21 protein-coding genes are annotated in these 20,730 nt (G+C 60.2%); 9 read left to right on the top strand and 12 right to left on the bottom strand.

The annotated features are described in order from the left end of the window. Together ABJN75_RS22335 and ABJN75_RS22330 are read right to left on the bottom strand one after the other, a co-directional pair. Positions 1–490: homogentisate 1,2-dioxygenase (locus tag ABJN75_RS22335; protein WP_348441832.1), on the bottom strand; the 490-nt coding region annotated here is incomplete at its 3' end. A 216-nt stretch (positions 491–706) separates the two neighbouring features. Beyond that, positions 707–1,186 (bottom strand): Lrp/AsnC family transcriptional regulator, encoded by a 480-nt coding sequence (locus ABJN75_RS22330; RefSeq protein ID WP_348441829.1) that lies wholly within the window; start codon positions 1,184–1,186, stop codon positions 707–709. 434 nt (positions 1,187–1,620) lie between these two features. On the opposite strand from ABJN75_RS22330, the gene ABJN75_RS22325 reads away from it, so the two are divergent. The 4 genes from ABJN75_RS22325 to lpdA are packed head-to-tail and all read left to right on the top strand — an operon-like array spanning position 1,621 to position 6,586. Next, positions 1,621–2,862: a 3-methyl-2-oxobutanoate dehydrogenase (2-methylpropanoyl-transferring) subunit alpha gene (locus ABJN75_RS22325; protein WP_348441828.1), complete on the top strand. Its 1,242-nt coding sequence runs from the start codon at positions 1,621–1,623 to the stop codon at positions 2,860–2,862. 2 nt (positions 2,863–2,864) lie between these two features. Further along, positions 2,865–3,878 (top strand): alpha-ketoacid dehydrogenase subunit beta, encoded by a 1,014-nt coding sequence (locus ABJN75_RS22320; protein WP_348441827.1) that lies wholly within the window; start codon positions 2,865–2,867, stop codon positions 3,876–3,878. 1 nt (position 3,879) lies between these two features. Further along, positions 3,880–5,187: a dihydrolipoamide acetyltransferase family protein gene (locus tag ABJN75_RS22315; protein ID WP_348441826.1), complete on the top strand. Its 1,308-nt coding sequence runs from the start codon at positions 3,880–3,882 to the stop codon at positions 5,185–5,187. 1 nt (position 5,188) lies between these two features. Beyond that, on the top strand, positions 5,189–6,586 hold the full coding sequence (lpdA, locus tag ABJN75_RS22310) for a dihydrolipoyl dehydrogenase (RefSeq protein WP_348441825.1): 1,398 nt from the start codon (positions 5,189–5,191) through the stop codon (positions 6,584–6,586). 23 nt (positions 6,587–6,609) lie between these two features. Here the strand turns inward: lpdA and ABJN75_RS22305 are convergent, their stop codons facing one another. Both ABJN75_RS22305 and ABJN75_RS22300 read right to left on the bottom strand, forming a co-directional pair. Further along, positions 6,610–7,800: a CoA transferase gene (locus ABJN75_RS22305; protein WP_348441824.1), complete on the bottom strand. Its 1,191-nt coding sequence runs from the start codon at positions 7,798–7,800 to the stop codon at positions 6,610–6,612. 13 nt (positions 7,801–7,813) lie between these two features. Continuing rightward, positions 7,814–8,779 carry a hydroxymethylglutaryl-CoA lyase gene (locus tag ABJN75_RS22300; protein WP_348441822.1) on the bottom strand — a complete coding sequence of 322 codons (966 nt, stop codon included), beginning with the start codon at positions 8,777–8,779 and terminating at the stop codon, positions 7,814–7,816. A 137-nt stretch (positions 8,780–8,916) separates the two neighbouring features. Between ABJN75_RS22300 and ABJN75_RS22295 the strand changes: the two genes are divergently transcribed. From ABJN75_RS22295 to ABJN75_RS22275, 5 genes are all read left to right on the top strand, one after another. Then, the gene (locus ABJN75_RS22295; protein WP_348441821.1) at positions 8,917–9,609 is read left to right on the top strand and encodes a GntR family transcriptional regulator; all 693 of its coding nucleotides are present in this window, start codon (positions 8,917–8,919) and stop codon (positions 9,607–9,609) included. A 61-nt stretch (positions 9,610–9,670) separates the two neighbouring features. Beyond that, the gene (locus tag ABJN75_RS22290; protein WP_348441819.1) at positions 9,671–10,639 is read left to right on the top strand and encodes a tripartite tricarboxylate transporter substrate-binding protein; all 969 of its coding nucleotides are present in this window, start codon (positions 9,671–9,673) and stop codon (positions 10,637–10,639) included. Then, complete coding sequence (locus tag ABJN75_RS22285) at positions 10,636–11,067, top strand: tripartite tricarboxylate transporter TctB family protein (protein WP_348441818.1); 432 nt, start codon at positions 10,636–10,638, stop codon at positions 11,065–11,067. The genes ABJN75_RS22290 and ABJN75_RS22285 overlap by 4 nt, the downstream gene beginning before the upstream one ends. 4 nt (positions 11,068–11,071) lie before the next feature. Beyond that, positions 11,072–12,580, top strand: coding sequence for a tripartite tricarboxylate transporter permease (locus tag ABJN75_RS22280; protein ID WP_348441817.1), 1,509 nt, complete (start codon positions 11,072–11,074; stop codon positions 12,578–12,580). Positions 12,581–12,932: 352 nt separating this feature from the next. Beyond that, positions 12,933–13,217 carry a hypothetical protein gene (locus ABJN75_RS22275; protein WP_348441816.1) on the top strand — a complete coding sequence of 95 codons (285 nt, stop codon included), beginning with the start codon at positions 12,933–12,935 and terminating at the stop codon, positions 13,215–13,217. Positions 13,218–13,724: 507 nt separating this feature from the next. Here ABJN75_RS22275 and ABJN75_RS22270 read toward each other — a convergent pair. The 8 genes from ABJN75_RS22270 to ABJN75_RS22235 form a co-directional block, all read right to left on the bottom strand. Beyond that, a complete protein-coding gene (locus ABJN75_RS22270) occupies positions 13,725–13,970 on the bottom strand; it encodes a transposase (RefSeq protein ID WP_348441831.1) in 246 nt (81 codons plus the stop codon). Positions 13,971–14,020: 50 nt separating this feature from the next. After that, on the bottom strand, positions 14,021–14,506 hold the full coding sequence (locus ABJN75_RS22265; protein ID WP_348441815.1) for a transposase: 486 nt from the start codon (positions 14,504–14,506) through the stop codon (positions 14,021–14,023). A 194-nt stretch (positions 14,507–14,700) separates the two neighbouring features. Then, on the bottom strand, positions 14,701–16,176 hold the full coding sequence (locus ABJN75_RS22260; protein ID WP_348441814.1) for a chlorohydrolase family protein: 1,476 nt from the start codon (positions 16,174–16,176) through the stop codon (positions 14,701–14,703). Then, positions 16,173–17,366, bottom strand: a complete 1,194-nt coding sequence (locus tag ABJN75_RS22255) for an amidohydrolase family protein (RefSeq protein WP_348441813.1) — start codon at positions 17,364–17,366, stop codon at positions 16,173–16,175. Before ABJN75_RS22255 ends, ABJN75_RS22260 begins: the two co-directional genes overlap by 4 nt. Continuing rightward, positions 17,363–18,088 carry an aspartate/glutamate racemase family protein gene (locus ABJN75_RS22250; protein ID WP_348441812.1) on the bottom strand — a complete coding sequence of 242 codons (726 nt, stop codon included), beginning with the start codon at positions 18,086–18,088 and terminating at the stop codon, positions 17,363–17,365. The genes ABJN75_RS22255 and ABJN75_RS22250 overlap by 4 nt, the downstream gene beginning before the upstream one ends. After that, positions 18,088–18,741, bottom strand: a complete 654-nt coding sequence (locus ABJN75_RS22245; protein WP_348441830.1) for a flavin reductase family protein — start codon at positions 18,739–18,741, stop codon at positions 18,088–18,090. The genes ABJN75_RS22250 and ABJN75_RS22245 overlap by 1 nt, the downstream gene beginning before the upstream one ends. Further along, a complete protein-coding gene (locus ABJN75_RS22240) occupies positions 18,741–19,760 on the bottom strand; it encodes an ABC transporter ATP-binding protein (protein ID WP_348441811.1) in 1,020 nt (339 codons plus the stop codon). Before ABJN75_RS22240 ends, ABJN75_RS22245 begins: the two co-directional genes overlap by 1 nt. Continuing rightward, positions 19,757–20,725 (bottom strand): ABC transporter ATP-binding protein, encoded by a 969-nt coding sequence (locus ABJN75_RS22235; protein ID WP_348441810.1) that lies wholly within the window; start codon positions 20,723–20,725, stop codon positions 19,757–19,759. The genes ABJN75_RS22240 and ABJN75_RS22235 overlap by 4 nt, the downstream gene beginning before the upstream one ends. Between the last annotated feature and the right edge of the window lie 5 nt (positions 20,726–20,730).

Genomic DNA, 20,730 nt, shown 5'->3' with positions numbered 1-20,730 from the left:
CGGTGCAGAAACGCAGCCGGCCTTCCTGCGGCACCACCAGCAACTCGCTGTCGGCGGAATAGAAATACTCGTCCTCCATCGACCGGGTGACAAGATAGATGTGGGTTGCCATGCCGACCTGGGTGTTGACATCACCGGCTGTCGTCATGGTGCGCATGCCGGTGAGCCAGTTGAGCGGCGCGTCGGTGTGGGGGACCGGATCCCAGCGGTATTGGCCAAGCGAGATCACGTCGGGATCGACATTCGGCGCCGATTTCCAATAGGGCAGGTCAATCTTCTCGTAGCGGCCGGAATGTTTGACCGACGGGCGGATGCGGTAGCACCAGGTCCGTTCGTTCTGATGGCTGGGGGCAGTGAAAGCGGTGCCGGAGAGTTGTTCGCCATAGAGCCCGTAGTTGCATTTCTGCGGTGAGTTCATGCCTTGCGGCAGGGCGCCGGGAAGCGCTTCGGTCTCGAAATCATTGCCAAAGCCAGGCATGTAGCCCGGCATCGTGCCCGTGGTGTCCACGGCGCGGATCAATCCTTTCGGCAGGGCAGGGCTGGTCATGACAAAGTCTCCTCTGAGTCCGGTGCAACGGCGTGATCTGTTTGGCATAGAATTTGTTGCGTTCGCAACTATGTCAAGCAGTTTGTTGCGAATGATACTAATTTTACCGCTGCGCGTTCACATCACCACCCATGTGGTTTTGTCGGAAATCTGTTGCTTTCAGTCTTCCGTCAACGCCGGCACCACGGAGAAGGCTCTCTTCAGGCATCGCAGGGTGAAGCTTGAGCGTGAATGGCGCACGCCGCGGATCTTGTAGAGCCGCTTGCGCAGAAATTCCTCGTATCCGCTGGTGCCGTTCACCGAGACCTTGATGAAATAGTCATATTCGCCGGTGGTCAGATAGACTTCCAGAACTTCGGGCATGGCCGCCATGGCTCGTCCGAAATTTTCCACAATCTCGTCGTCATGGCGATCGAGAGCGACTTCGAGAATGACGGTTTCGCTCGATCCGAGCAGTTCCTGATCGAGGACCGCCGTATAGCCTTGAATGACGCCATCTTTTTCAAGGCGCTTGACCCGTTGCCAGCACGGCGCTGGCGACAGACCGACGCTTTCCGCAAGCTTCTGATTGGTCAGCCTGCCGTTGTCGAGCAAGGCGCTTACTATCTTCCTGTCCATCCGATCCAGCGGCTTCATCATCATGATCTCCGACAAATAATCTTTGTTGTTCGTTCTATATTGACAAACAAACTTTTGTGAATGTGAATAATGTGATCGCAGATCGATAAAATATTTCCACTGAAATGTAATATATTTTTTCATTCTGGAGGCATGCATGAAACCGCTGGTGTTGCATGAGGGAGTGATGGCGAGGTCCGGTTCTGCGGGCCCGCAGATGGTTGACCATGGTTTGTCCGCGCCGGCTTCCCGGGCACAGCCAACCCACCGCCTGGAGTCGACCGAGGTCGGCAGGTCCAACTGCGGATTTGTCTCTGCCTTGAAAGTCCACGCCGGTTGCGGTCCTGGCCGTCTCGGCACCGCCCGGTTCGGCGCCCTCTTCGCGCCCGGACTTGCGGAAACGGGCGTGCCTGCTTCCGCCGAACAACGCCAAGCGAAATTCAGAGGACGTTGAAATGGAAAAGACGCACGCCACAAGCCCGTTGTCGCTCAATGTTCCCGAGCCAGAATTCCGACCCGGCGATCAACCGGATTTCTCCAAGGTGAAAATACCGAAAGCCGGGGAAATCCGGCGGCCCGAGGTGGATGAAGACCCGGAAAATATGCGGGACCTGGCCTTCGGTATCATCCGCGTCCTTGCGCGCGATGGAAAGGCTGTGGGGCCGTGGGCCGGTATCCTGACAACCGATGAGTTGCGCCAGGGTCTGCGTCACATGATGACGCTGCGCACCTATGATGCCCGCATGCTGATCGCCCAGCGCCAGGGCAAGACGTCTTTCTACATGCAGCACCTTGGGGAGGAGGCTGTCAGTTGCGCGTTTCAGCGGGTCCTGAACAAGGGCGACATGAATTTCCCCACCTACAGGCAAGCCGGTCTTCTTGTCGCGGCGGGTTATCCTTTGGCCGACATGATGTGTCAGGTCTATTCCAATGATGGTGACAGCGCCCACGGGCGGCAGTTGCCGGTGCTGTATTCATCCAGGGAACACGGCTTTTTCTCGATTTCAGGCAATCTGGCGACCCAGTATGTCCAGGCGGTTGGCTGGGCAATGGCCTCGGCCATCATGAGGGATACAAAGATTGCCGCAGCGTGGGTCGGTGACGGCTCCACCGCCGAGAGCGATTTTCATGCGGCACTGGTGTTCGCCTCGACCTACAAGGCGCCCGTGGTCCTCAACATTGTCAACAACCAGTGGGCAATCTCGACCTTCCAGGGGATCGCCCGCGGCGGAGCGGGAACCTTTGCCGCACGCGGACACGGTTTTGGAATACCGGCGCTGCGGGTCGATGGAAACGATTATCTGGCGGTTTACGCCGCAGGTGCCTGGGCTGCCGAACGCGCGCGCCGGAATCTGGGTCCAACGGTGATCGAATATGTGACGTACCGGGCGGGAGGGCATTCGACTTCGGACGATCCATCCGGGTATCGCCCCAAGCAGGAAAGTGCGGCCTGGCCGCTAGGCGATCCGATCCTGCGGCTGAAAGCGCACCTTGTTGCGCAAGGCGAATGGTCAGACGAGCGTCACACCCAGATGGAGGCAGAGATCATGGAAACGGTGGTCCGGTCGCAAAAGCAGGCCGAGGCCATCGGCACCCTGCAGGGCGGTAGGCGGCCGTCACCCAAGCACATGTTTGAAGATGTCTATGCCGAGATGCCGCCGCATCTTGTCGCACAGCGCCAGGAGGCGGGGTACTGATCATGACCAGCAGGACGATGATCGAGGCGATCCAGAATGCCCACGATCTGGCCATGGGCGCTGATGAGCGGGTGGTCGTGATGGGACAGGATGTGGGGTATTTTGGCGGCGTTTTCCGCTGCACCGCCGGTCTGCAGAAGAAATACGGAAAGACACGTTGCTTCGATGCGCCGATCAGCGAACTCGGCATAGTCGGGACCGCAATCGGCATGGCGGCCTATGGCCTGCGCCCATGTGCCGAGATCCAGTTCGCCGATTACATGTATCCCGGATATGATCAAATTGTTTCCGAAGCCGCCCGGTTGCGGTATCGCTCGGCGGGCGAATTCACCTGCCCGATGGTTATCCGCATGCCCACAGGTGGCGGTATCTATGGCGCCCAGACCCACAGCCAGAGTCCGGAAGCGCTTTTCACCCATGTCGCCGGCCTGAAGACGGTGATCCCGTCGACGCCGTACGATGCCAAGGGACTTCTGCTTGCAGCCATCGAGGATCCCGACCCGGTGATCTTCCTGGAACCCAAACGGCTTTACAATGGCCCGTTCGATGGTCATCACGACCGGCCCATCGTGCCCTGGAGCAAGCACGAAGCGGGCGAAGTGCCCGACGACTATTACACCGTGCCGCTCGGCAAAGCCGTGAGCCGTCGTACCGGATCAGACCTGACGATCATCGCCTACGGCACCATGGTGCATGTCGCGATGGCCGCGGTTGAAGAACTTGGCGTTGACGCGGATGTCATCGATCTGAGAACCCTGATGCCGCTCGACAAGCCGGCAATCGTGGAGTCGGTGCGCAAGACCGGCCGCTGCATCGTTGTGCATGAAGCGACACTGACCTCCGGTTTCGGGGCCGAACTCGTCGCGATCATTCAAAAGGAGTGTTTCTACAGTCTGGAAACACCTGTTCTGCGAGTGGCCGGCTGGGACACGCCGTACCCGCACGCTGGTGAGTGGGATTATTTTCCCGGCCCGGACCGCGTCAGCGCGGCAATCAGACAAGCGTTGGAGGTCTAGGATGGGTGTTGTCACAATCAAGCTGCCCGACGTCGGGGAGGGGATCGCCGAGGCCGAGCTTGTCGAGTGGAATGTGGAAGTCGGGGAGTTCGTCAGGGAGGATCAGGTTCTCGCGGCTGTCATGACCGACAAGGCAACGGTGGAGGTCCCGTCGCCGGCGGACGGTACGGTTGTCTGGCTCGGTGGGGAAATCGGGCAGAAGCTGGCGATCGGCAGTGACTTCGTCAGGATGGAGGTGGAGGGCGCTGGAGCTGTGTCCGATGCAAGCCTGGCCGAATCCGAAGCTGAAGCCCAACCTGCGTCTCCGAAAGTTGCCACCGAGGACCAGCCGCCGGTCTCTGTCACTGGTTCCGCGGCGAATCCGGCACCCAAACCAACGCCGGCGGATAACCGCACTTCGGCTGCCGCCGGTGCACCTGAGCAAAGCCGTGTCCAGCCGGTTGGAAGTTCTCCGCTTGCCGCGCCGTCGGTTCGTGACCGGGCACGTACACACGGTGTCGATCTGCGTTTGGTGCGGGGAACGGGCCCTGCCGGACGCATCACGCATGATGATCTTGAAGCCTATCTTGCGGGATCCGCGCCCGTGACGGCGTCGGCTGAAACGGTGGATCAGGTGCGTGACATCAAGGTGCTCGGCCTTCGCCGCAAGATCGCCGAGCGGATGTCGCTCGCCAAACAGCGCATCCCCCACATCACAATCGTCGAAGAGATTGATGTCACCGAGCTGGAATCGCTGCGCCAACAGCTCAACAGCGACAGGCTTGAAGACCGCCCGAAGCTCACGGTGTTGCCGTTCATCATGGCCGCGATGGCGCGGGCAATTCGCGAGCAACCTGGAATGAACGCGCTTTTTGATGACGAGAACGATGTGATCCGCGAACATTCGGGGGTTCATATCGGGATTGCGACCCAGACAAAGGCCGGCCTGATGGTTCCTGTCGTGCGCCATTGCGAGGCTCGGACGATCTGGGAGCAGGCCACCGAGCTGACCCGTGTCGCCGAAGCCGCGCGCAGCGGAAAGGCGTCACGCGATGAACTAACAGGATCAACGATATCGCTGACCTCGCTTGGCCCACTCGGCGCCATCGCCACGACACCGATCATCAATTATCCCGAGGTCGCCATTGTCGGCGTCAACCGCATGGAAATCCGCCCCAAATGGAATGGCGCGGAATTCGTGCCACGCAAGATGATGAATATCTCCTCGAGCTTTGATCATCGCGTCATAGACGGGTGGGATGCGGCGGTCTTCGTCAAACGGCTCAAGACGCTGCTTGAAACCCCGGCGCTTATTTTCGTGGAGAAGTGACATGGGCGACCTCAGCTGCAAATTGCTCATAATCGGCGCCGGGCCGGGTGGCTATGTCTGCGCGATCCGCGCTGGCCAGCTCGGCGTTGATACGATCATCGTGGACAAGGACAATGTGGGCGGGACCTGCCTCAATGTCGGATGCATTCCGTCCAAGGCGTTGATCCATGCGGCCGGCAACTTCCACCGGATTGTCGAGGCTGCGGAGGGCAGATCCCCGCTTGGCCTGTCCGCCGCCAATCCGCGTATCGATCTGAAATCCACGATTGCCTGGAAGGACGGCATCGTCAGCAGGCTGACGAGCGGCGTGGGCTCTCTCTTGAAAAAGAATGGCGTGAAGCTGGTGCACGGTCACGCGCGGGTCCTCGATGGCAAGACCATCGAGGTCGATCGGAACGGTGAAAAGCAGCGCATCAGCGCCGAGACCATTGTGATCGCAACGGGATCGGTTCCGGTCGAATTGCCGTTCCTGCCTTTCGGGGGTCGGGTGCTGTCTTCGACCGAGGCGCTTTCGCTTGATGCGGTGCCCGACAATCTGGTCGTGGTCGGCGGAGGCTACATCGGCCTGGAAATCGGCACCGCCTTCCGCAAGCTCGGGGCGTCGGTGACCGTGGTTGAAGCGGCAAGCCGGGTTTTGCCGCAGTATGATGCGGAACTGACCAAGCCGTTGACGGCGCGATTGAAGAGCCTGGGCATCAATGTGCTGACCGAGGTGCAGGCCAGGGGATTGACGCAGGACGGTCGCAGCCTGCTCGCCGTCTCGAAATCCGGTGAAGAACACGTCCTGACGGCGGACTCGGTTCTGGTCACTGTTGGCCGGCGCCCGGCGGCCACGGGGTGGGGACTTGAGAGCCTGAAGCTGACGACCTCCGGACACTTTGTCGAAATCGACGACAAATGCCGTACCTCAATGCGTGGTATTTATGCGATCGGAGACATTACCGGCGAACCGATGCTAGCCCACCGCGCCATGGCGCAGGGCGAGATGGTTGCAGAGATTGTCGCCGGTAAAAAACACGCATGGGACAAGGTGGCGATCCCGGCGATCTGCTTCACCGATCCTGAAATCGTCAGCGTCGGTCTGTCCGCCGAGCAGGCAAAGGCCGCCGATATTGCGGTTACGACTGGGACATTTCCGTTCCGGGGCAACGGGCGTGCGATGACTCTCGAGCGGGATGACGGTTTTGTGCGGATCGTCGCCCGCGCCGACAATCACGTCGTGCTGGGCATACAGGCGGTTGGCGAAGGTGTAGCGGAACTGGCCACGGCCTTCGGTCTGGCTGTCGAGATGGGCGCCCGTCTGGAGGATGTGGCCGCGACAATCCACGCCCACCCCAGTCTCGGTGAAACCTTTCAAGAGGCTGCACTGGCGGGCCTGGGACACGCCATTCACATTTGATTGGCGGTTTTCGATGTCTGAGTCTAATGGTCGCCGATGGCGCCTTCCGCGGTTAGCCGGTCGATCTCGTCTGGGCTGAAGCCTGCAGCCTCAAGCACGGATCTGGTATGCTCCCCGAGCGCAGGCGCGGGATGCCGAATTTGGCAGGGTGTCCCGCTGAGTTTCACCGGAAATCCAAGCATGCGTATGGGTCCATGGTTCGGCTGATCGACCTCGATGACCATTTCCTGCGCGCGGGTCTGCGGGTCATTCAGCGCCTCGGCAAGGTTCCGGACCTTTCCGCAGGGGACACCGGCGGCGTTGAGCCGGGCTATCCAGATATCCTGATTTTCGTCGCCAAGCTGCCCGTTGATGATCTGGTTCAACTCGGCGCGCCGTTCGAAGCGCTTGTCATTGCTGTCATAGCGTGGATCCGAGAGCAAATAGCCAAGTCCGATGAGGTCGAGAAAGCGCTTGAGAATTATGTCGTTTGACGGGGCAACAGCGATTTCGCCATCTTTTGCCTTGAACAGGCCGTAGGGCGCGACAAGCGGGTGATCGTTGCCGGTGCGAACACTTAGCTGTCCGGTGGCGAAATATTGCGAGGCCAGATAGGCCATCATGCTCAGGGCGCCGTTCATCATGGCGGACTCGACATGCTGGCCGGTGCCGTTGAGATCCCGGGCGCGCAGGGCGCTGACAATGCCAAAGGCGCAGTAGAGACCGGCTACCAGATCGGTGATCGGCTGGGCCACGCGCATCGGCTCGGTGCCTTCCGCGCCATTGACACTCATCAGCCCGCTCATCGCCTGGGCAATAAAATCGAAAGCCGGCCGGTCCGCATAAGGACCGGTGGAGCCGTAACCATTGACGCTGGCGGTCACCAGGCGCGGGTTGAGTTGCTTCAGGCGGTCCTCGCCAAGGCCCATCCTTGCCATCACGCCGGGGCGAAAATTGTCGACCAGAACATCGGCGCCGGCAATCAGGCGTTCCAGAACCCGGCGTCCGGCGTCGCTGTACAGATCGATGACGACGGATTTCTTGTTGCGGTTGAAGCTGGCGTAATAGGTGGAGAAGCCGTCGCTGAGTGTTCCCTGCTCGCGAATAGGGTCGCCCTTGGCCGGTTCCACCTTGATCACCTCCGCGCCCATGTCGCCCAGCATCATGGTGCAGAACGGGCCGGAGAGAACCCGCGTCAGGTCGACAATCCTGATGCCGTCAAGGGGTGCTTTCATTGCACTGACGCCTTCAGCCATTGGCGGTCGCTACAGCGTCCATGCCGTAGGTTTCGAGCCGGGGGCCTGCCTTCATGACCTGGCCGGAAAGGATACGCCCCATGACGGTTTCGATATCCCGCGAAACACCGATCAGCCGGTTCAGGTCGACGCCGGTTTTCACGCCGCATTCGTTGAGCATGTAGACGAGATCCTCGGTGCAGACATTACCGGTTGCCTTGGGAGCGAAGGGGCAACCACCAAGGCCGCCGACACTTGCTTCATAGCGGGTAATGCCTTCGAGCAACCCGGCATAGACGCAGGCAAGACCCACCCCGCGGGTGTTGTGGAAATGCAGCGCGATGTCGGCTTCCGGCACGGCCCGAGCCAGCGCCCGGCACCGCTCCTGCACCAGCGGCGGGGTGGCCATTCCGGTGGTATCGCCAAGCGAGAGCATGGTGATGCCCATATCTCGATAGGCCCGCGCGACGTCGACGATTGCCCCGACCGGTACATTGCCCTCGAAGGGGCAGCCAAAGGCGGTGGCAATGGCGCCGAAGACCGGAATGTTTGCTTCGCCTGCGATCCGCACGATGTCGGCAAAGCCCTTCAGCGATTGCTCGCGGGGGCGGTTTACGTTCTTCAGATTGTGGCTTTCGGACGCCGACATGAAGACGACCATCGCGTCGACGCTTGCTTCGGCGGCGCGCTCCGCACCCGTGGCGTTGGGCACCAGCGCTGTGAGAACCGCGCCTTGCGAACGATCCACACCGGCAAGCACCTCGGCAGCATCGCGCATCTGCGGCACCGCGCGCGGCGAGACGAAGGAGGTGACCTCCAGATGCCGGATGCCGGCGTCGATCAGTCCGTTTACCAGGGCGATCTTCTTGTCGGTCGGCACGAAGACCGGTTCGGATTGCAGCCCGTCGCGCGGGCCGACTTCAACAATGCTGACGGCCTCGGGAAACCCTTCCAGACGATGGTTGGTTGTGCTGTTCATGATTTTCTCCTCACCGCAGATTGCACGGTAGACCAAATTGGTATACCGCTATCAGGAGTTCGGTCAATGGCCGTTTTAAATATGATGGAAAAGCACTGACACGCCACCGCATACGCGAGAAAGAAGACACTTCTGCCATGGGCGAACCGGTTGGGGATATCGTGGAACAGTCACTCGGAGATCGCGTCTTGTCGCGCATTCGCGGTGACGTGCTTTCGCTCAAGCTCGCGCCCGGCGAAGTAACCTCCGAGCGATCGCTGGAGACGCTTTACGGCGTGTCTCGCACGCCCATTCGCCAGGCATTGGCAGAGCTGATCCGTGAGGGGCTGGTGGTCAAGGCTGACCGTGGATACACGGTGGCGCCCTTTGATCTACGGCAGCTTGAGGAAATTTTCGAGTACCGCGAAGTGGTGGAAGATGCGGCGATCCGGCTTGCCTGCGAGCGGGCAACGCCTGAAGCTATCGATGCCATTCTTCGTACCGTCGATGAAGGCCTGAACGATTTCACGCCGGATGACTGGTATGAGGCCGGGCTCGATGTGCATGTGCAGATCGCAGCCCTATCGGAAAACCGGTTTCTGCGTGATGCAGTGCAGGATGCGGTCAATCGCACCATCCGCGCTCGCTGGCTGGTTGCCAGTTCGCCCGAAGCACGTGCGATCGCCCACAGGGAGCATAGTGAAATTCTGGCGCTTGTCCGGCAGCGAAAGGCTGAGGAGGCCGCGGCTGTCATTCGCAAGCATGCACAGGATGTGCGCGCGCAAATTCTGCACGCGCTGGAGAATTCGCGTCGTCTCTTCGGGACGCGCGGATTTGTGGAAGGAGACTGAAACCGATCACGGAAGATCGGTTTCACAATCTGAAGTTCAGATTTCAACCAGGGAGGACTTTATGAGGAAACTATCGAAATTCTTGGGAGCGACCATCGTCTTGACGTCGCTTTCCATCGCCGGAGCCAGTGCCGCCGATTGCATTGCCCCGGCAGACCCCGGCGGCGGCTGGGACTTTACCTGCCGCACCATCGGCAAGATGCTGTTCGATCAGAAGCTGGTGGACGGACCGGTTCAGGTGACCAACATGCCAGGGGGCGTGGGAGCGGTAGCCTACGCCAAGGTCATGTCGTCGCGCGCCGACGATGCGGACCTTGTGGTCGCGACCTCAACCGTGGGCGTCACACAAATCGCCCAGGGCAAATATCCGGCTGACACATCGGTCATGCGCTGGGTGGGCATGATGGGCACCGATGTGGGCGTAATCCTTGTGCCGAAGGATTCAGAGTTCAAGACACTCGATGATCTGATCGCGGTTTTGAAAAAGGATCCGGGCTCACTTGCGGTGGCCGGTTCGTCGGGCGCCGGCGGCTGGGATCATATCCGCCTCTTGATGCTGGCGCAGGCAGCGGGCCTTTCCGGCGAGGAATACAAGAAAATCCGCTGGGTGCAGTTTGATGGCGGTGGCCCCGCTGTGACACAGATGATGGGCGGCCAGGTTCAGGCGGTTTCCACCGATCTGGGCGAAACCGCAGGTTTTGTGGAATCGGGCGATGTGCGCATTCTCGCAGCGCTGTCCGATGAACGCGTTCCGGCGTTTCCGGATTCACCCACTGCCAAGGAACAGGGCCTTGACGTCACGGGCTATAACTGGCGCGGGTTCTACACCGGCGGCGATGTTTCCGATGAAGGCTACAACGCCTGGGTCGATCGCCTGCACACGCTCTATGACACCGACGACTGGAAGACGACGGCAAAAGCCAATGGTCTGGTGCCGGTCTGGCGTGGCGGAACGGAGTTTGAGGCCTATGTGAAGGATCAGTCCGAACAGATGCGCAAGATTTCCCAGGAGATCGGGGTCATAAAATGACCGACAGGATCGTCGGCCTTTTTCTTTTGGCCATGTCGATCTGGTACGGCATTACCGCGGGAGACTACGAGGCGAGCTTCGGCGACCCTCTTGGCCCCGCGGCCTTTCCCATTATGCTGTCCATTCCCGCGGCCCTATTCAGCCTGGCCATCATGATCAGGCCGGATAAGGATCCCGCGTGGGTTACTGGCAAACCGCTTCTGCGTCAGGTCGCGGTGATTTCGCTGCTTCTTGCCTATGCGGGCTTTCTTGAGGTTCTGGGTTTCCCGCTGGCAACCTTCCTGGCGGTCGCCCTGCTGGGGCGCCTGCTGCGTAGCACCTGGCGCAAGTCGCTGGTTTCAGCCGCTGTCATGAGCGCGTTCCTGTTTGTCGCCTTCGACAGGCTTCTCGGCTTGCCGCTGCCGGCGCTTCCAAACTTTATGAGCTGATTTCATGGATACCATTACCGCCCTTGCGCAGGGCTTTGCGGTGGCGATCACGCCGACCAACCTGGTTCTGGCGCTGTTTGGCTGTTTTGCCGGAACGCTGATCGGCGCTTTGCCGGGATTGGGCCCCGTGAACGGCGTGGCCATCCTGATTCCGCTGGCCTTCTCGCTCGGCCTCGAGCCGACCTCGGCGCTGATCATGTTGTCATGCATCTACTACGGCTGCATGTATGGCGGGCGCATCTCGTCGATCATGCTGAACATTCCCGGTGACGAGCCGGCGATCATGACGACACTGGACGGCTATCCGATGGCCAAGGCGGGCAAGGCGTCGGAGGCGCTGGCAATTTCGGCTGTCGCCTCGTTCATCGGTGCGACTTTCGGGACCATCGGGCTCACGCTGTTTGCACCATTGCTAGCAAAGGCCGCGATTTATTTCGGTCCGGCCGATTACTTCGCGCTTTATGTAATGGCCTTTGCCACCATCGGCGGCGTCACCTCGGTCAATCCGTTCAAGACATTGCTTGCAGCATTCCTTGGCCTGATGATCGCCACGGTGGGGCTCGATCCGGCGACGGGCACCGCGCGCTATACGCTGGGGTCGTTCCATCTCTATGACGGGTTTGATCCGATCGTTGCCATTGTCGGCCTGTTCGCCATCTCCGAAGTGCTGGTCTATCTGGAGCGGGTGCATGAGGAACCAGCCAAGATGGTTGCGTTGACGCGTGGAATTCCCAGCTTCAAAGTCACGATGTCCGGCGGCTGGGCCAATCTGCGCGGATCGATCATCGGTTTCATCTGCGGCATTCTGCCGGGGGCAGGCGCGTCGCTTGGCGCCTTCATGTCCTACATCTTTGAAAAGCGCTGGAGCGCCAAGGACGGCAGGTTCGGCGAGGGCGACCCGCGTGGCATCGCGGCGCCCGAGTCCGGCAACAATGCCGCATCCGGCGGTGCGCTGATCCCGATGCTCACCCTCGGCATTCCCGGCAGCGGCACCACGGCGGTAATGCTGGCGCTGCTCATCTCGCTCAACATCCAGCCCGGCCCGCTGCTGTTTGAACGGCAGCCGGAACTGGTCTGGGGCCTGATTGCCGCGCTCTACATCGCCAACATCGCACTTCTGGTGATGAACATCCCGATGATCGGCCTGTTCACGCGCATGCTGTCGCTGCCGCAATGGATCCTGATGCCATTTGTGGTGATGGTCAGCTTTCTGGGGGTTTACTCGATCAGCCATTCGACCTTCGATCTGTTCATCATGGTCGGATTCGGGGTGATCGGCTATGTGCTGCGCATGCTCGGCATATCGCTGGTTCCGGTCATCCTCGGATTGCTCCTGGGTGCGGATATGGAGAACAATCTGCGTCGCGCGCTTTCGATCTCGGACGGCGATTTCCAGTTTCTGTTTTCGAGCCCCATCGCGCTGACGCTTTACGCCATCACCGCGGTCATGCTGGGGCTCGCCTTCCTGCTTACTTTCAGGTCTGGGGAAAAAAGCAATGCTGCCAAAAGCTAGGGCAGCATGTGCCTGGCCGGCATCATGCGCCAGTTGAACAGATAGACTATTGGCAACAGCCGCCTGCCCGGAGTGAACGCGGATTGAACAACCTGACTTGTTTACCGTGATCGCTTCCGGGGCATTTTTTAGCGCAGGCGCTCTGCCGGAAGTTTTTGCGGCATGGAGGGTTTTATCGAGCGGAATTTCACGGCTCGGACGATGCCAGCGCAAGCGGGGGAGGTGGTTTGCTGGCGCTCTCACAATCACAAAGGCTGGCCACTTTATCAATTGCCTTGGAATTGTCCCGGTTTTGTCATCATGAGGGTCAAACCCGCGTTTATTGATCTGAGTATCAGGACAGGAGACGTTGATGGCTTATGATGAATTGACGATTGCCGACGTGCTGGAGGATCCTCTCATCAGGCAAATAATGCAGGCGGACCGGGTCTCGACGAGCGACATGACGGAATTGCTTCTGGATGCGGCCGGGCGCATTCATGCTGAAGCAGGATTTGCCGAAGCAGAATATTTCACGGCACTGAAGGCCGACGCTGGCCATTGCCAGATCCCGGTATCCGATTTTCCTGAAGCGGTTGAGCATGGGCTGGGAGATGCAATGCAAGCCCAGACCACAATAATTATGGCACAACGATAAAATTGCCTGTATCTGCTTGCCGTGGATCGAGATGGTTGGACGTGACGGAGACTGACCGAAGACCCCTCCCTTTGCACCAAGCCGCTGGATTGCTGCCGTTTCGGATGGACATGAAACATCAACATCATGCCGGAGTCCCTGTCTTCGCCGTCGCTCCGATGATCGACTGGATGGATAATCTTTTAATATCAAAGGTTTAGCGGTGTGCGTGTACGATATATGTACACCAAGAGAACCAAATTAAAGCGTGTTGCATTCATTCCGCCTCATATCCTGCTGCTTTGAAGAGGTTTCGGCATTCATTGATGGAGAAGAGGTCGCAGATATCGCCGAGAGCATTTGAGATGGCATCAAAATTTCGTGCCGCTCGTTTTCGCAGCAGTGTCTTGAGTTTTGAAAGCGCCATTTCGATCATTGACCGGCAGGCAATTGTGAAGCAAATGCAGAAAGGGTGGGATCGAGATCAGGGGAATAGGGCGGCAGGAAGAGGATCCATGCACCTCGTGCCTAGACCAGTTCTTCTGCGCGCTGACTTTTGTGAAAGGCGACATTGTCGAGGATGACGACGTCGCCTGGCGACAAGGTCGGTGCGAACTGGGTCTCTATCCATGTTTCGAAGAAGCGGCCGTTCATTGGCGCGTTGACAACCCAGGGTGCGCTCAACCCATGACAGCGCAGGCCGGCGATAAAGGTCTGCGTTTTCCACGACCGAACGGCGCATGGGTGTGATAGCGCTTGCCCCTTGGCGACCATCCTGTGCGTTTGGTGAGTTTGGTGTTGGTCGCGTTCGGCAGGCAATCGATTCACTGGATCGATTGCTGATCCGCCTCACCATCGATTAAGATCAACCGCGCCAATGCCTTGTTGAAGAACGGTTTGCGATGGTTGATCCACTGATCACGGGACCGCGCGATCTCGGGCCGTAACTGCTCGGCTGCCTGCAGGCTTTCTTTATGGCTCAGCCCAAGCCGATGCAGAAATCGGCTGGCCGTCGAGCGGACAACCGATACGCCACGCCCTGCCAGTTCGACGCACAATTCGTCCAGCGTCAGATCGCCGTTGTCGGACAAACGCTGACGAACCCATTCCTCGTGTCCGGTCAGCTTGCCGCCACCCAGATGCCCCTGCCTGGCCGGTGCACGTTCGCCGGACGCTCGCTTCAGGATCACCATATTGTTCACAAATCGCGGCGAAACCCGGAAATGCCGAGCCGCTTCCCGATGACTATTCCCTTCCTCGACAAACGCAACAACACGCGCGCGCAACTCGATCGGATGCGGCTTGCCCATGGCAGTTCTCCTTCCATGGGGCGAGTGAATCGTAAATCTGCAACTTTGAGAATTCTGATTCAGTGTCCTTTGCGCATCCAGTGGGATGCGGGGCGCTGTAGCCTTGAGCATATTCATTATGACGACACCGGACTCGGTTTCGCGTGCCCCGCCGTTCCCAAGCAATGAAACCTTTGCGCTTGGATGGATTGCAGTCAGCGAAACGCCGGAAAGGCCGGGGGGAAAATGTCCTGTAGCGGAGGATGCCCCCAGGTGCGGTCGGGATATTTCGCCACCAGCCTTTCAAACTGTCGCTGAGCCCGGGGGCGCGCCTCGTCCCAGTCCAGACCTGCAACTTTTCCGTCACGCATCGAAAGCCGGCCGTCAACGAAGACAGCCTTGGTCACGCGCCCGGTTGCCCCAAGTACCAGGGTCCGTATCGGGTCCACCTGTGGGGCCATCAGCGCGTCCGACATGTCAAATACGGCGATGTCGGCTTTTGCGTCTTCTTTCAGCCGTCCGAGATCGGATCGCCCGAGCGCGGCAGCACCGCCAAGCGTTGCGGCATCAAACAGATGTTCCGGAGCGGTTTCGCTCAGGCTATCGCCCGCCATGCGTGCCATCATCACACCGACAGCCATGTTCAGCACCATGTCCGGCGGTGCGGTGTCGGTGCCCATGCCGATCTTCACGCCCATGCGGCGCAGTTTTGCAAACGAGCGCAACATCGCGCCTGAGCGTGCGAAAACCAGCGGGCAGTGTGCGACGGTGACGCCATGATCGACATAGAGGCTGAGATCCTGCTCGGTCGCATAGGTTGCATGCGGCGCGATGAGGCGGTCGTTGAGCGCGCCGAACCCTGCAAGCCATTGCGGCGCTGTGCTGCCGTGTAGCGCCTGCACGGTGTCCCGCTCCATCTGTCCCTGGGCCATATGCAGGCGAACGGGGATTTCCATATCGCGCGCGGCGTCCATGGTCCGGATCAACAGAGCTTGTGTACAGGTTTCCACTCTGTCGGGCGCAAGCATTCCCTGCACCAATCCCTCAAAACGGCCCGATTGTGACCGGATGAACGCGAGCGCATCGTCAAGCCCGGCAAGCCCCCGTGCCTCGTCAAATCGGGGTTCCAGCACCGCGGGCGCGGTGCAGACCATGCCGCCCGACCGGAAGGCCGGACCGAGCCAAACGCGAAGGCCCAGTTCGCCCGCGGCATCGGCTGCCGCCTCAAACTCGGCCGCCGTCTCTCCCCATTCGCGGTAGAACAGCGAAGCGATGGGCAGGGCGGATGTGACGCCGTTGCACAACAGTTGCGCAAAGCTGAACCGCTTCTGGAAGACAAGCTCTTCCGGCGAGTACATCTCGTAAGGGCCGCGGTCGACATAGGTTTGCGGCCAGACGCGGCCTTTGGCCCATGCCGGCCCGCAATCGACGCCCAAGGTCGTGGTATCAAGGTCAGAGAGCGCATCAAGGTCAATGAAGCCCGGCGAGACGAGCACATTGCCGAGGTCAATGCGGCGGGCGACCGCGCCTTCAAAGCGCGGGCCGACATAGAGAACACGGTCCCGGTCGATAACAATTTCGCCGTTTTCCAGCAGACGATGGCCGCCATCCTGATGTGCAACGATCCAGCGCGCGGCCAGCGCGGTGCGGCCTTTGGGGCGTGCGCCCAGTATCAGATCATCCAGCATCATGGCGCCTCCCGTGTCGAGTTTCCATTGCGGCCGGTGACCCTTCCACCTTTGAGAGTCAACAAGACCGGCCCGCCGGTGGCAACCGCCTCTGCGAGCGTGCTGCCGGAAAGAAAGGCCAGATCGGCGTTGCATCCGGAGGCAAGTCCGTGACCGACCACGCCCATGACATCCGCTCCGCCGGTTGAGCAAACCGCCAGCGCCAACGCCAGATCGGCGTCGGAACGCATGTTGTTTTTCTGCGCCACGATCCGCGCCCGGTCCAGCATGTCGGGGCGGTTCCACGGGTTCCAGGTGTCGAGAACGCCATCGCAGCCCGCACCCATTCGGATGCCCGCGCCGAGCACCCGCTTTATTGCAGGCACTTCACGCGAAGGCGCACCGGTGGTCAGGATCGCCACATCCTGATCAGCCAGAGCTTCAAGCAGGCTTTCCGTGCGATTCCAGTCCTGCATTCCCAGACAGAAGGCATGGCTGATTGCGACCTTGCCTTTCATTCCCAGGGCACGGGTTCGTTCAAGAATCATCTCCATCGAAAAAGCGCCGAGTTGACCGCCTTCGTGCAAATGGATGTCTATGCCTTTGCCGTGCTTTTCGGCAAGGGCGAAGAGCGTATCGAGATGGCCCTTCGGATCGCGGTCTATGCCGCAGGGATCGAGACCACCGACCAGATCCGCACCCATTGCCATGGCCCGGTCCAGCAACTCTGCCGTTCCGGAACGGATCATCAGGCCGGATTGCGGAAATGCCACGATCTCAATATCCACCACATCGCGCAGGGCGTCGCGGGTTTGGAGAACGCCCTCGATTGCAGCCAAGCCGTTTTCGGTATCGACGTCGACATGGCTGCGAATATGGGTCGTGCCGTTGCCCGCAAGCGCCAGTGCGTGCCGCATGGACTGGCGCGCCGGGTCATGGTGCAGGCGACGGCGCTCGGCGCGTTCATTGTCAATCATGGCACGCAGATCGGCACCGACCGAATTTTCATACCAGCCCATCCCCATCAGCGTTTTGTCCAGATGCGTGTGCGCTTCCACGAGACCGGGAATTGCGATGGCGCCGGCAGCGTCTTCCACCGGAACCTCCGGGGCCTCGATCCCAGGGGCCAGTTTTTCAATTCGCCCGGCGCGGATCAGCATATCCGTCGGCGCATCTCCCATCGGGCGCAAGTTGCGGATCAACAGGTCTGTCATGCGACCTCCGGGGCGAAGCCGCCTGTCTTGTTGTTGGGCCATGCGTAGCCGCCGAGCTTGGAGGTGCCATAGCCCATGCCGACCATGGCCTCGGCCAGCCTCACCGCTGCGGTGACCCCGTCGATGACGGGAACACCGGTTTCGGCGGTCAGCCGTTCGCAAAGCTCGGCCATTCCGGCACAACCAAGCACAATGGCCTCCACGCCGTCGTGATGCCGGGCGGCGCGAATTTCGGCTGCGATCAGGGAGCAGGAGCGAGGCATGTCCTGCTCAAGAGCGAGGACGGGAAGGTCGATGGCGCGCACGCGTCGGCAGTGCCGTCCGGCGCCGTAGCCGTTGACGAGATCCTCGATGATCGGAACAGACCGGGACACAGTCGTGACGACAGAAAACCGGGAGGACAAAGTCATCGCCACCTGCAAGGCTGCCTGGCAGATACCAATGACAGGGCCTGAGGCTACTTCGCGGGCCGCGTGGAGCCCGGGATCGTCAAAGCAGGCTATGACGTGCGCTGTTGCGCCACGGGCTTCGGCAGCACGGATCGCCGAAAGCATTGCCGGAACAGCCAATGCCTCATCCGCATAGCCTTCTATGGAAACCGGTGTTCCGCTGGCGGTGACAAGGTCGATGGTTGTTCCCGGACTGGCGGCCAGTTCGGCGGCGCGGCCGATCTGGGCGGTCATGGACGCAGTGGAATTGGGATTGATGACATGTATGCGCATTAGATGGTCTTCTCCGCCGGCGGAGTGAGCTGGGCCGCTTCCCATGCCTCTGCCCCTTCAGGTTTCTTCAGTTCGAATTGCCGGTCGGCGACGATGTAATTGTCGGCATGCAGCCGGGCGATGGGTTGATAGACCTCAGGGTTCACATAACGCCCGTCGGCGTCCAGACAGTTGTCACGGACGGTCATTTCGACCACTTCGCCAAGAATGATCGCGCGGCGCGGAAAGTCGATGATCCGTTCCACCTTGCACTCCATCGCGCAAGGTGTGGAGACGAGGTAACGGGCGTCGATCTTGCGGCACGCTTCGGATTTCAGCCCCGCAAATACGGGCTCATCGACGTCACGGGAGAAGTTGACGCCGCAAAGGATCATCGCCTCCGCAATCTCCATATCCACCATATTGACGCAGAATTCCTGCGTGCGGCGGATGTTGACCAAAGTGTCTTTTTCATTTCCATCGCCCCTGGTCTGGATACCAAGGATCACGATGGGGGGATCCTGTGAGAAGACGTTGAAAAAGCTCATAGGCGCGGCGTTTGTATGGCCCGCCTGTGAGCGCGTGGTGACAAGCGCGATCGGTCTGGGTCCGATGAAATTCGTCAACAGCCGATAACGGTCTTGAGGCGGCAAGCGGGTGAAATCGAAATCCATCATCCAGCCTCTCTGATGAGTGGCAAACCGGCGCGACCTTCTTCGACCGCGTGACAACGAACCTGCGCCAAACCATGCTGGAGAAAACCGGGGGCTTCGCTGCGGCAGCGGTTGTTGGCCAAGGGGCAGCGCGGATGAAAATGGCAACCGATCGGCGGCGTAACCGGATTGGCCACCTCACCCATCGGGCGTTCCGCGTCACGGTGGGCCATGGTGATGTCCGGCACGGTGTCCAGCAAAAGCCGGGTGTAGGGATGTTGCGGGTTGATGAATATTTCCGCAGCCGGCGCCAGTTCCACCAAACGGCCCAGATACATCACGCCGATGTGGTCAGAAATGTAATTGACCACCGCGAGGTCGTGGCTGATGAAAAGGTAGGTTAGTCCCAGTTCCTTTTGAAGCTCCCGCATCAGATTTAGGATTTGCGCCTGGACGGAAACATCAAGAGCCGAGGTGGGCTCGTCACAAACGAGAAATTCCGGCTTGGTCGAAATTGCCCGGGCAATTGAAATGCGCTGCCTTTGCCCGCCGGAGAATTCATGCGGGAACTTCTCTCCGTCCGCAGCCGAGAGGCCGACGAATTCCAAAAGCCGGTCCACTTCCTTGCGGCGAACGTCCGCGTCGGGATGAGTGCCGAAGCTTTTCATCGGTTCAGCGATGATGCGGGCGACGCGCCAGCGCGGGTTGAGGCTGGCGAAGGGATCTTGAAAGATCATCTGCATCCGGCGCCGGACGGCGGGCGGCTTGCCTGCGGTTGTCCCTGCAAGCTCGTTTCCCTCGAAACGAATGCTGCCCACAGAGGGCCGCGCAAGCCCCATCAACAGTTTGGCGACGGTCGACTTGCCGCAGCCGCTTTCGCCGACAAGGCTGAGCGTGGTGCCGCGTTCGATTGAAAGGTCGACGCCATCGACGGCATGGACATACTGCCGCTTCGCCCCCGAAAAGATGCGGTCCAGGAACGGCGGCGACAGGTCGAAGCTTTTCTTCAGGCCGGAAACGGATAGAAGGGGCTCGGTCATACGGGGACCTCCTCTGTAAGGTGGCAGGCAACAGATCGTGTTGCCGTGCCTTTGGATTCTGGCCGACGCTGTGAACAGATTTCCATCCGGTGCGGGCAGCGGGGGCCAAAGGCGCAGCCGTCGGGGCGGGCGAAAGGCCGGGGCATCGCGCCTTCGATCTGGGAAAGTGTCTCCGGGCGTTCTCCGATACGCGGGATGGAGGCCATGAGGCCTGTTGTATAGGGATGCTTTGGCGCGGTCAGCACTTCCGTGACGGTGCCGATTTCGACGATCCTGCCCGCATACATGACGGCCACCCGGTCCGCAGTCTCTGCGATCACACCCATGTCATGCGTAACAAGGATGACCGCCACCCCGGTCTCCCGCGCCAATCTGCGCAAGAGTGCGATGATCTGGGCCTGCACGCTGACATCGAGCGCGGTGGTGGGTTCATCGGCGATGACCAAACGTGGTTCGGCGCACAGCGCCAGTGCTATAACGACCCGCTGGCGCATTCCGCCCGAATACTGATGCGGATATGTGTCGATCCGCGCCTCGGGGGCGGGAATGCCGACGCGACGCAGCCAGTCAATGGCACGCGAACGCGCCTCGGATTTCGACATTTTCAGGTGGGTCTGGATGGTTTCAATCAGTTGTTCGCCCACGGTCAGAACCGGGTTGAGGCTTGTCAGCGGGTCTTGAAAGATCGCGCCGATCCGACGCCCGCGAATGCGGCGCATCGCTTCGGGGCGCAGGTTGTCTATGCGATCTCCCTCAAGCCTGATTTCACCTTGGGAGATATGGCCTGGCGGCTCAATCAGGCCGATGATGGCGGCGCCTGTCATCGACTTGCCTGCGCCGCTTTCGCCGACCATGCCCAGAATTTCGCCGGCAGAGACCGACAGCGTCACATCCTCGATCGCGTTGACTGAACCGTGGCGGCTGGGAAAGCAGACAGTCAGATTTTCAACCGTTAGAATTGTCATGATGC

The sequence above is a fragment of the Hoeflea sp. genome (genome assembly GCF_039975035.1).
Taxonomy (GTDB): Bacteria; Pseudomonadota; Alphaproteobacteria; order Rhizobiales; family Rhizobiaceae; genus Hoeflea.
Note: the sequence above shows the minus strand (reverse complement) of the source record. Positions and strands in the feature narration are given on the sequence as shown.

Bases quoted from the DNA above. Each gene is read 5' to 3' on its own strand.
- ABJN75_RS22240 (WP_348441811.1), bottom strand. From the start codon at position 19,760: ATGACCGAGCCCCTTCTATCCGTTTCCGGCCTGAAGAAAAGCTTCGAC.
- lpdA (WP_348441825.1), top strand. From the start codon at position 5,189: ATGGGCGACCTCAGCTGCAAATTGCTCATAATCGGCGCCGGGCCGGGT.
- ABJN75_RS22260 (WP_348441814.1), bottom strand. From the start codon at position 16,176: ATGATGCTGGATGATCTGATACTGGGCGCACGCCCCAAAGGCCGCACC.
- ABJN75_RS22265 (WP_348441815.1), bottom strand. From the start codon at position 14,506: ATGGGCAAGCCGCATCCGATCGAGTTGCGCGCGCGTGTTGTTGCGTTT.
- ABJN75_RS22330 (WP_348441829.1), bottom strand. From the start codon at position 1,186: ATGATGAAGCCGCTGGATCGGATGGACAGGAAGATAGTAAGCGCCTTG.
- ABJN75_RS22320 (WP_348441827.1), top strand. From the start codon at position 2,865: ATGACCAGCAGGACGATGATCGAGGCGATCCAGAATGCCCACGATCTG.
- ABJN75_RS22285 (WP_348441818.1), top strand. From the start codon at position 10,636: ATGACCGACAGGATCGTCGGCCTTTTTCTTTTGGCCATGTCGATCTGG.
- ABJN75_RS22315 (WP_348441826.1), top strand. From the start codon at position 3,880: ATGGGTGTTGTCACAATCAAGCTGCCCGACGTCGGGGAGGGGATCGCC.
- ABJN75_RS22280 (WP_348441817.1), top strand. From the start codon at position 11,072: ATGGATACCATTACCGCCCTTGCGCAGGGCTTTGCGGTGGCGATCACG.
- ABJN75_RS22245 (WP_348441830.1), bottom strand. From the start codon at position 18,741: ATGGATTTCGATTTCACCCGCTTGCCGCCTCAAGACCGTTATCGGCTG.
- ABJN75_RS22305 (WP_348441824.1), bottom strand. From the start codon at position 7,800: ATGAAAGCACCCCTTGACGGCATCAGGATTGTCGACCTGACGCGGGTT.
- ABJN75_RS22290 (WP_348441819.1), top strand. From the start codon at position 9,671: ATGAGGAAACTATCGAAATTCTTGGGAGCGACCATCGTCTTGACGTCG.
- ABJN75_RS22275 (WP_348441816.1), top strand. From the start codon at position 12,933: ATGGCTTATGATGAATTGACGATTGCCGACGTGCTGGAGGATCCTCTC.
- ABJN75_RS22325 (WP_348441828.1), top strand. From the start codon at position 1,621: ATGGAAAAGACGCACGCCACAAGCCCGTTGTCGCTCAATGTTCCCGAG.
- ABJN75_RS22250 (WP_348441812.1), bottom strand. From the start codon at position 18,088: ATGCGCATACATGTCATCAATCCCAATTCCACTGCGTCCATGACCGCC.
- ABJN75_RS22255 (WP_348441813.1), bottom strand. From the start codon at position 17,366: ATGACAGACCTGTTGATCCGCAACTTGCGCCCGATGGGAGATGCGCCG.
- ABJN75_RS22270 (WP_348441831.1), bottom strand. From the start codon at position 13,970: ATGGTCGCCAAGGGGCAAGCGCTATCACACCCATGCGCCGTTCGGTCG.
- ABJN75_RS22235 (WP_348441810.1), bottom strand. From the start codon at position 20,725: ATGACAATTCTAACGGTTGAAAATCTGACTGTCTGCTTTCCCAGCCGC.
- ABJN75_RS22295 (WP_348441821.1), top strand. From the start codon at position 8,917: ATGGGCGAACCGGTTGGGGATATCGTGGAACAGTCACTCGGAGATCGC.
- ABJN75_RS22300 (WP_348441822.1), bottom strand. From the start codon at position 8,779: ATGAACAGCACAACCAACCATCGTCTGGAAGGGTTTCCCGAGGCCGTC.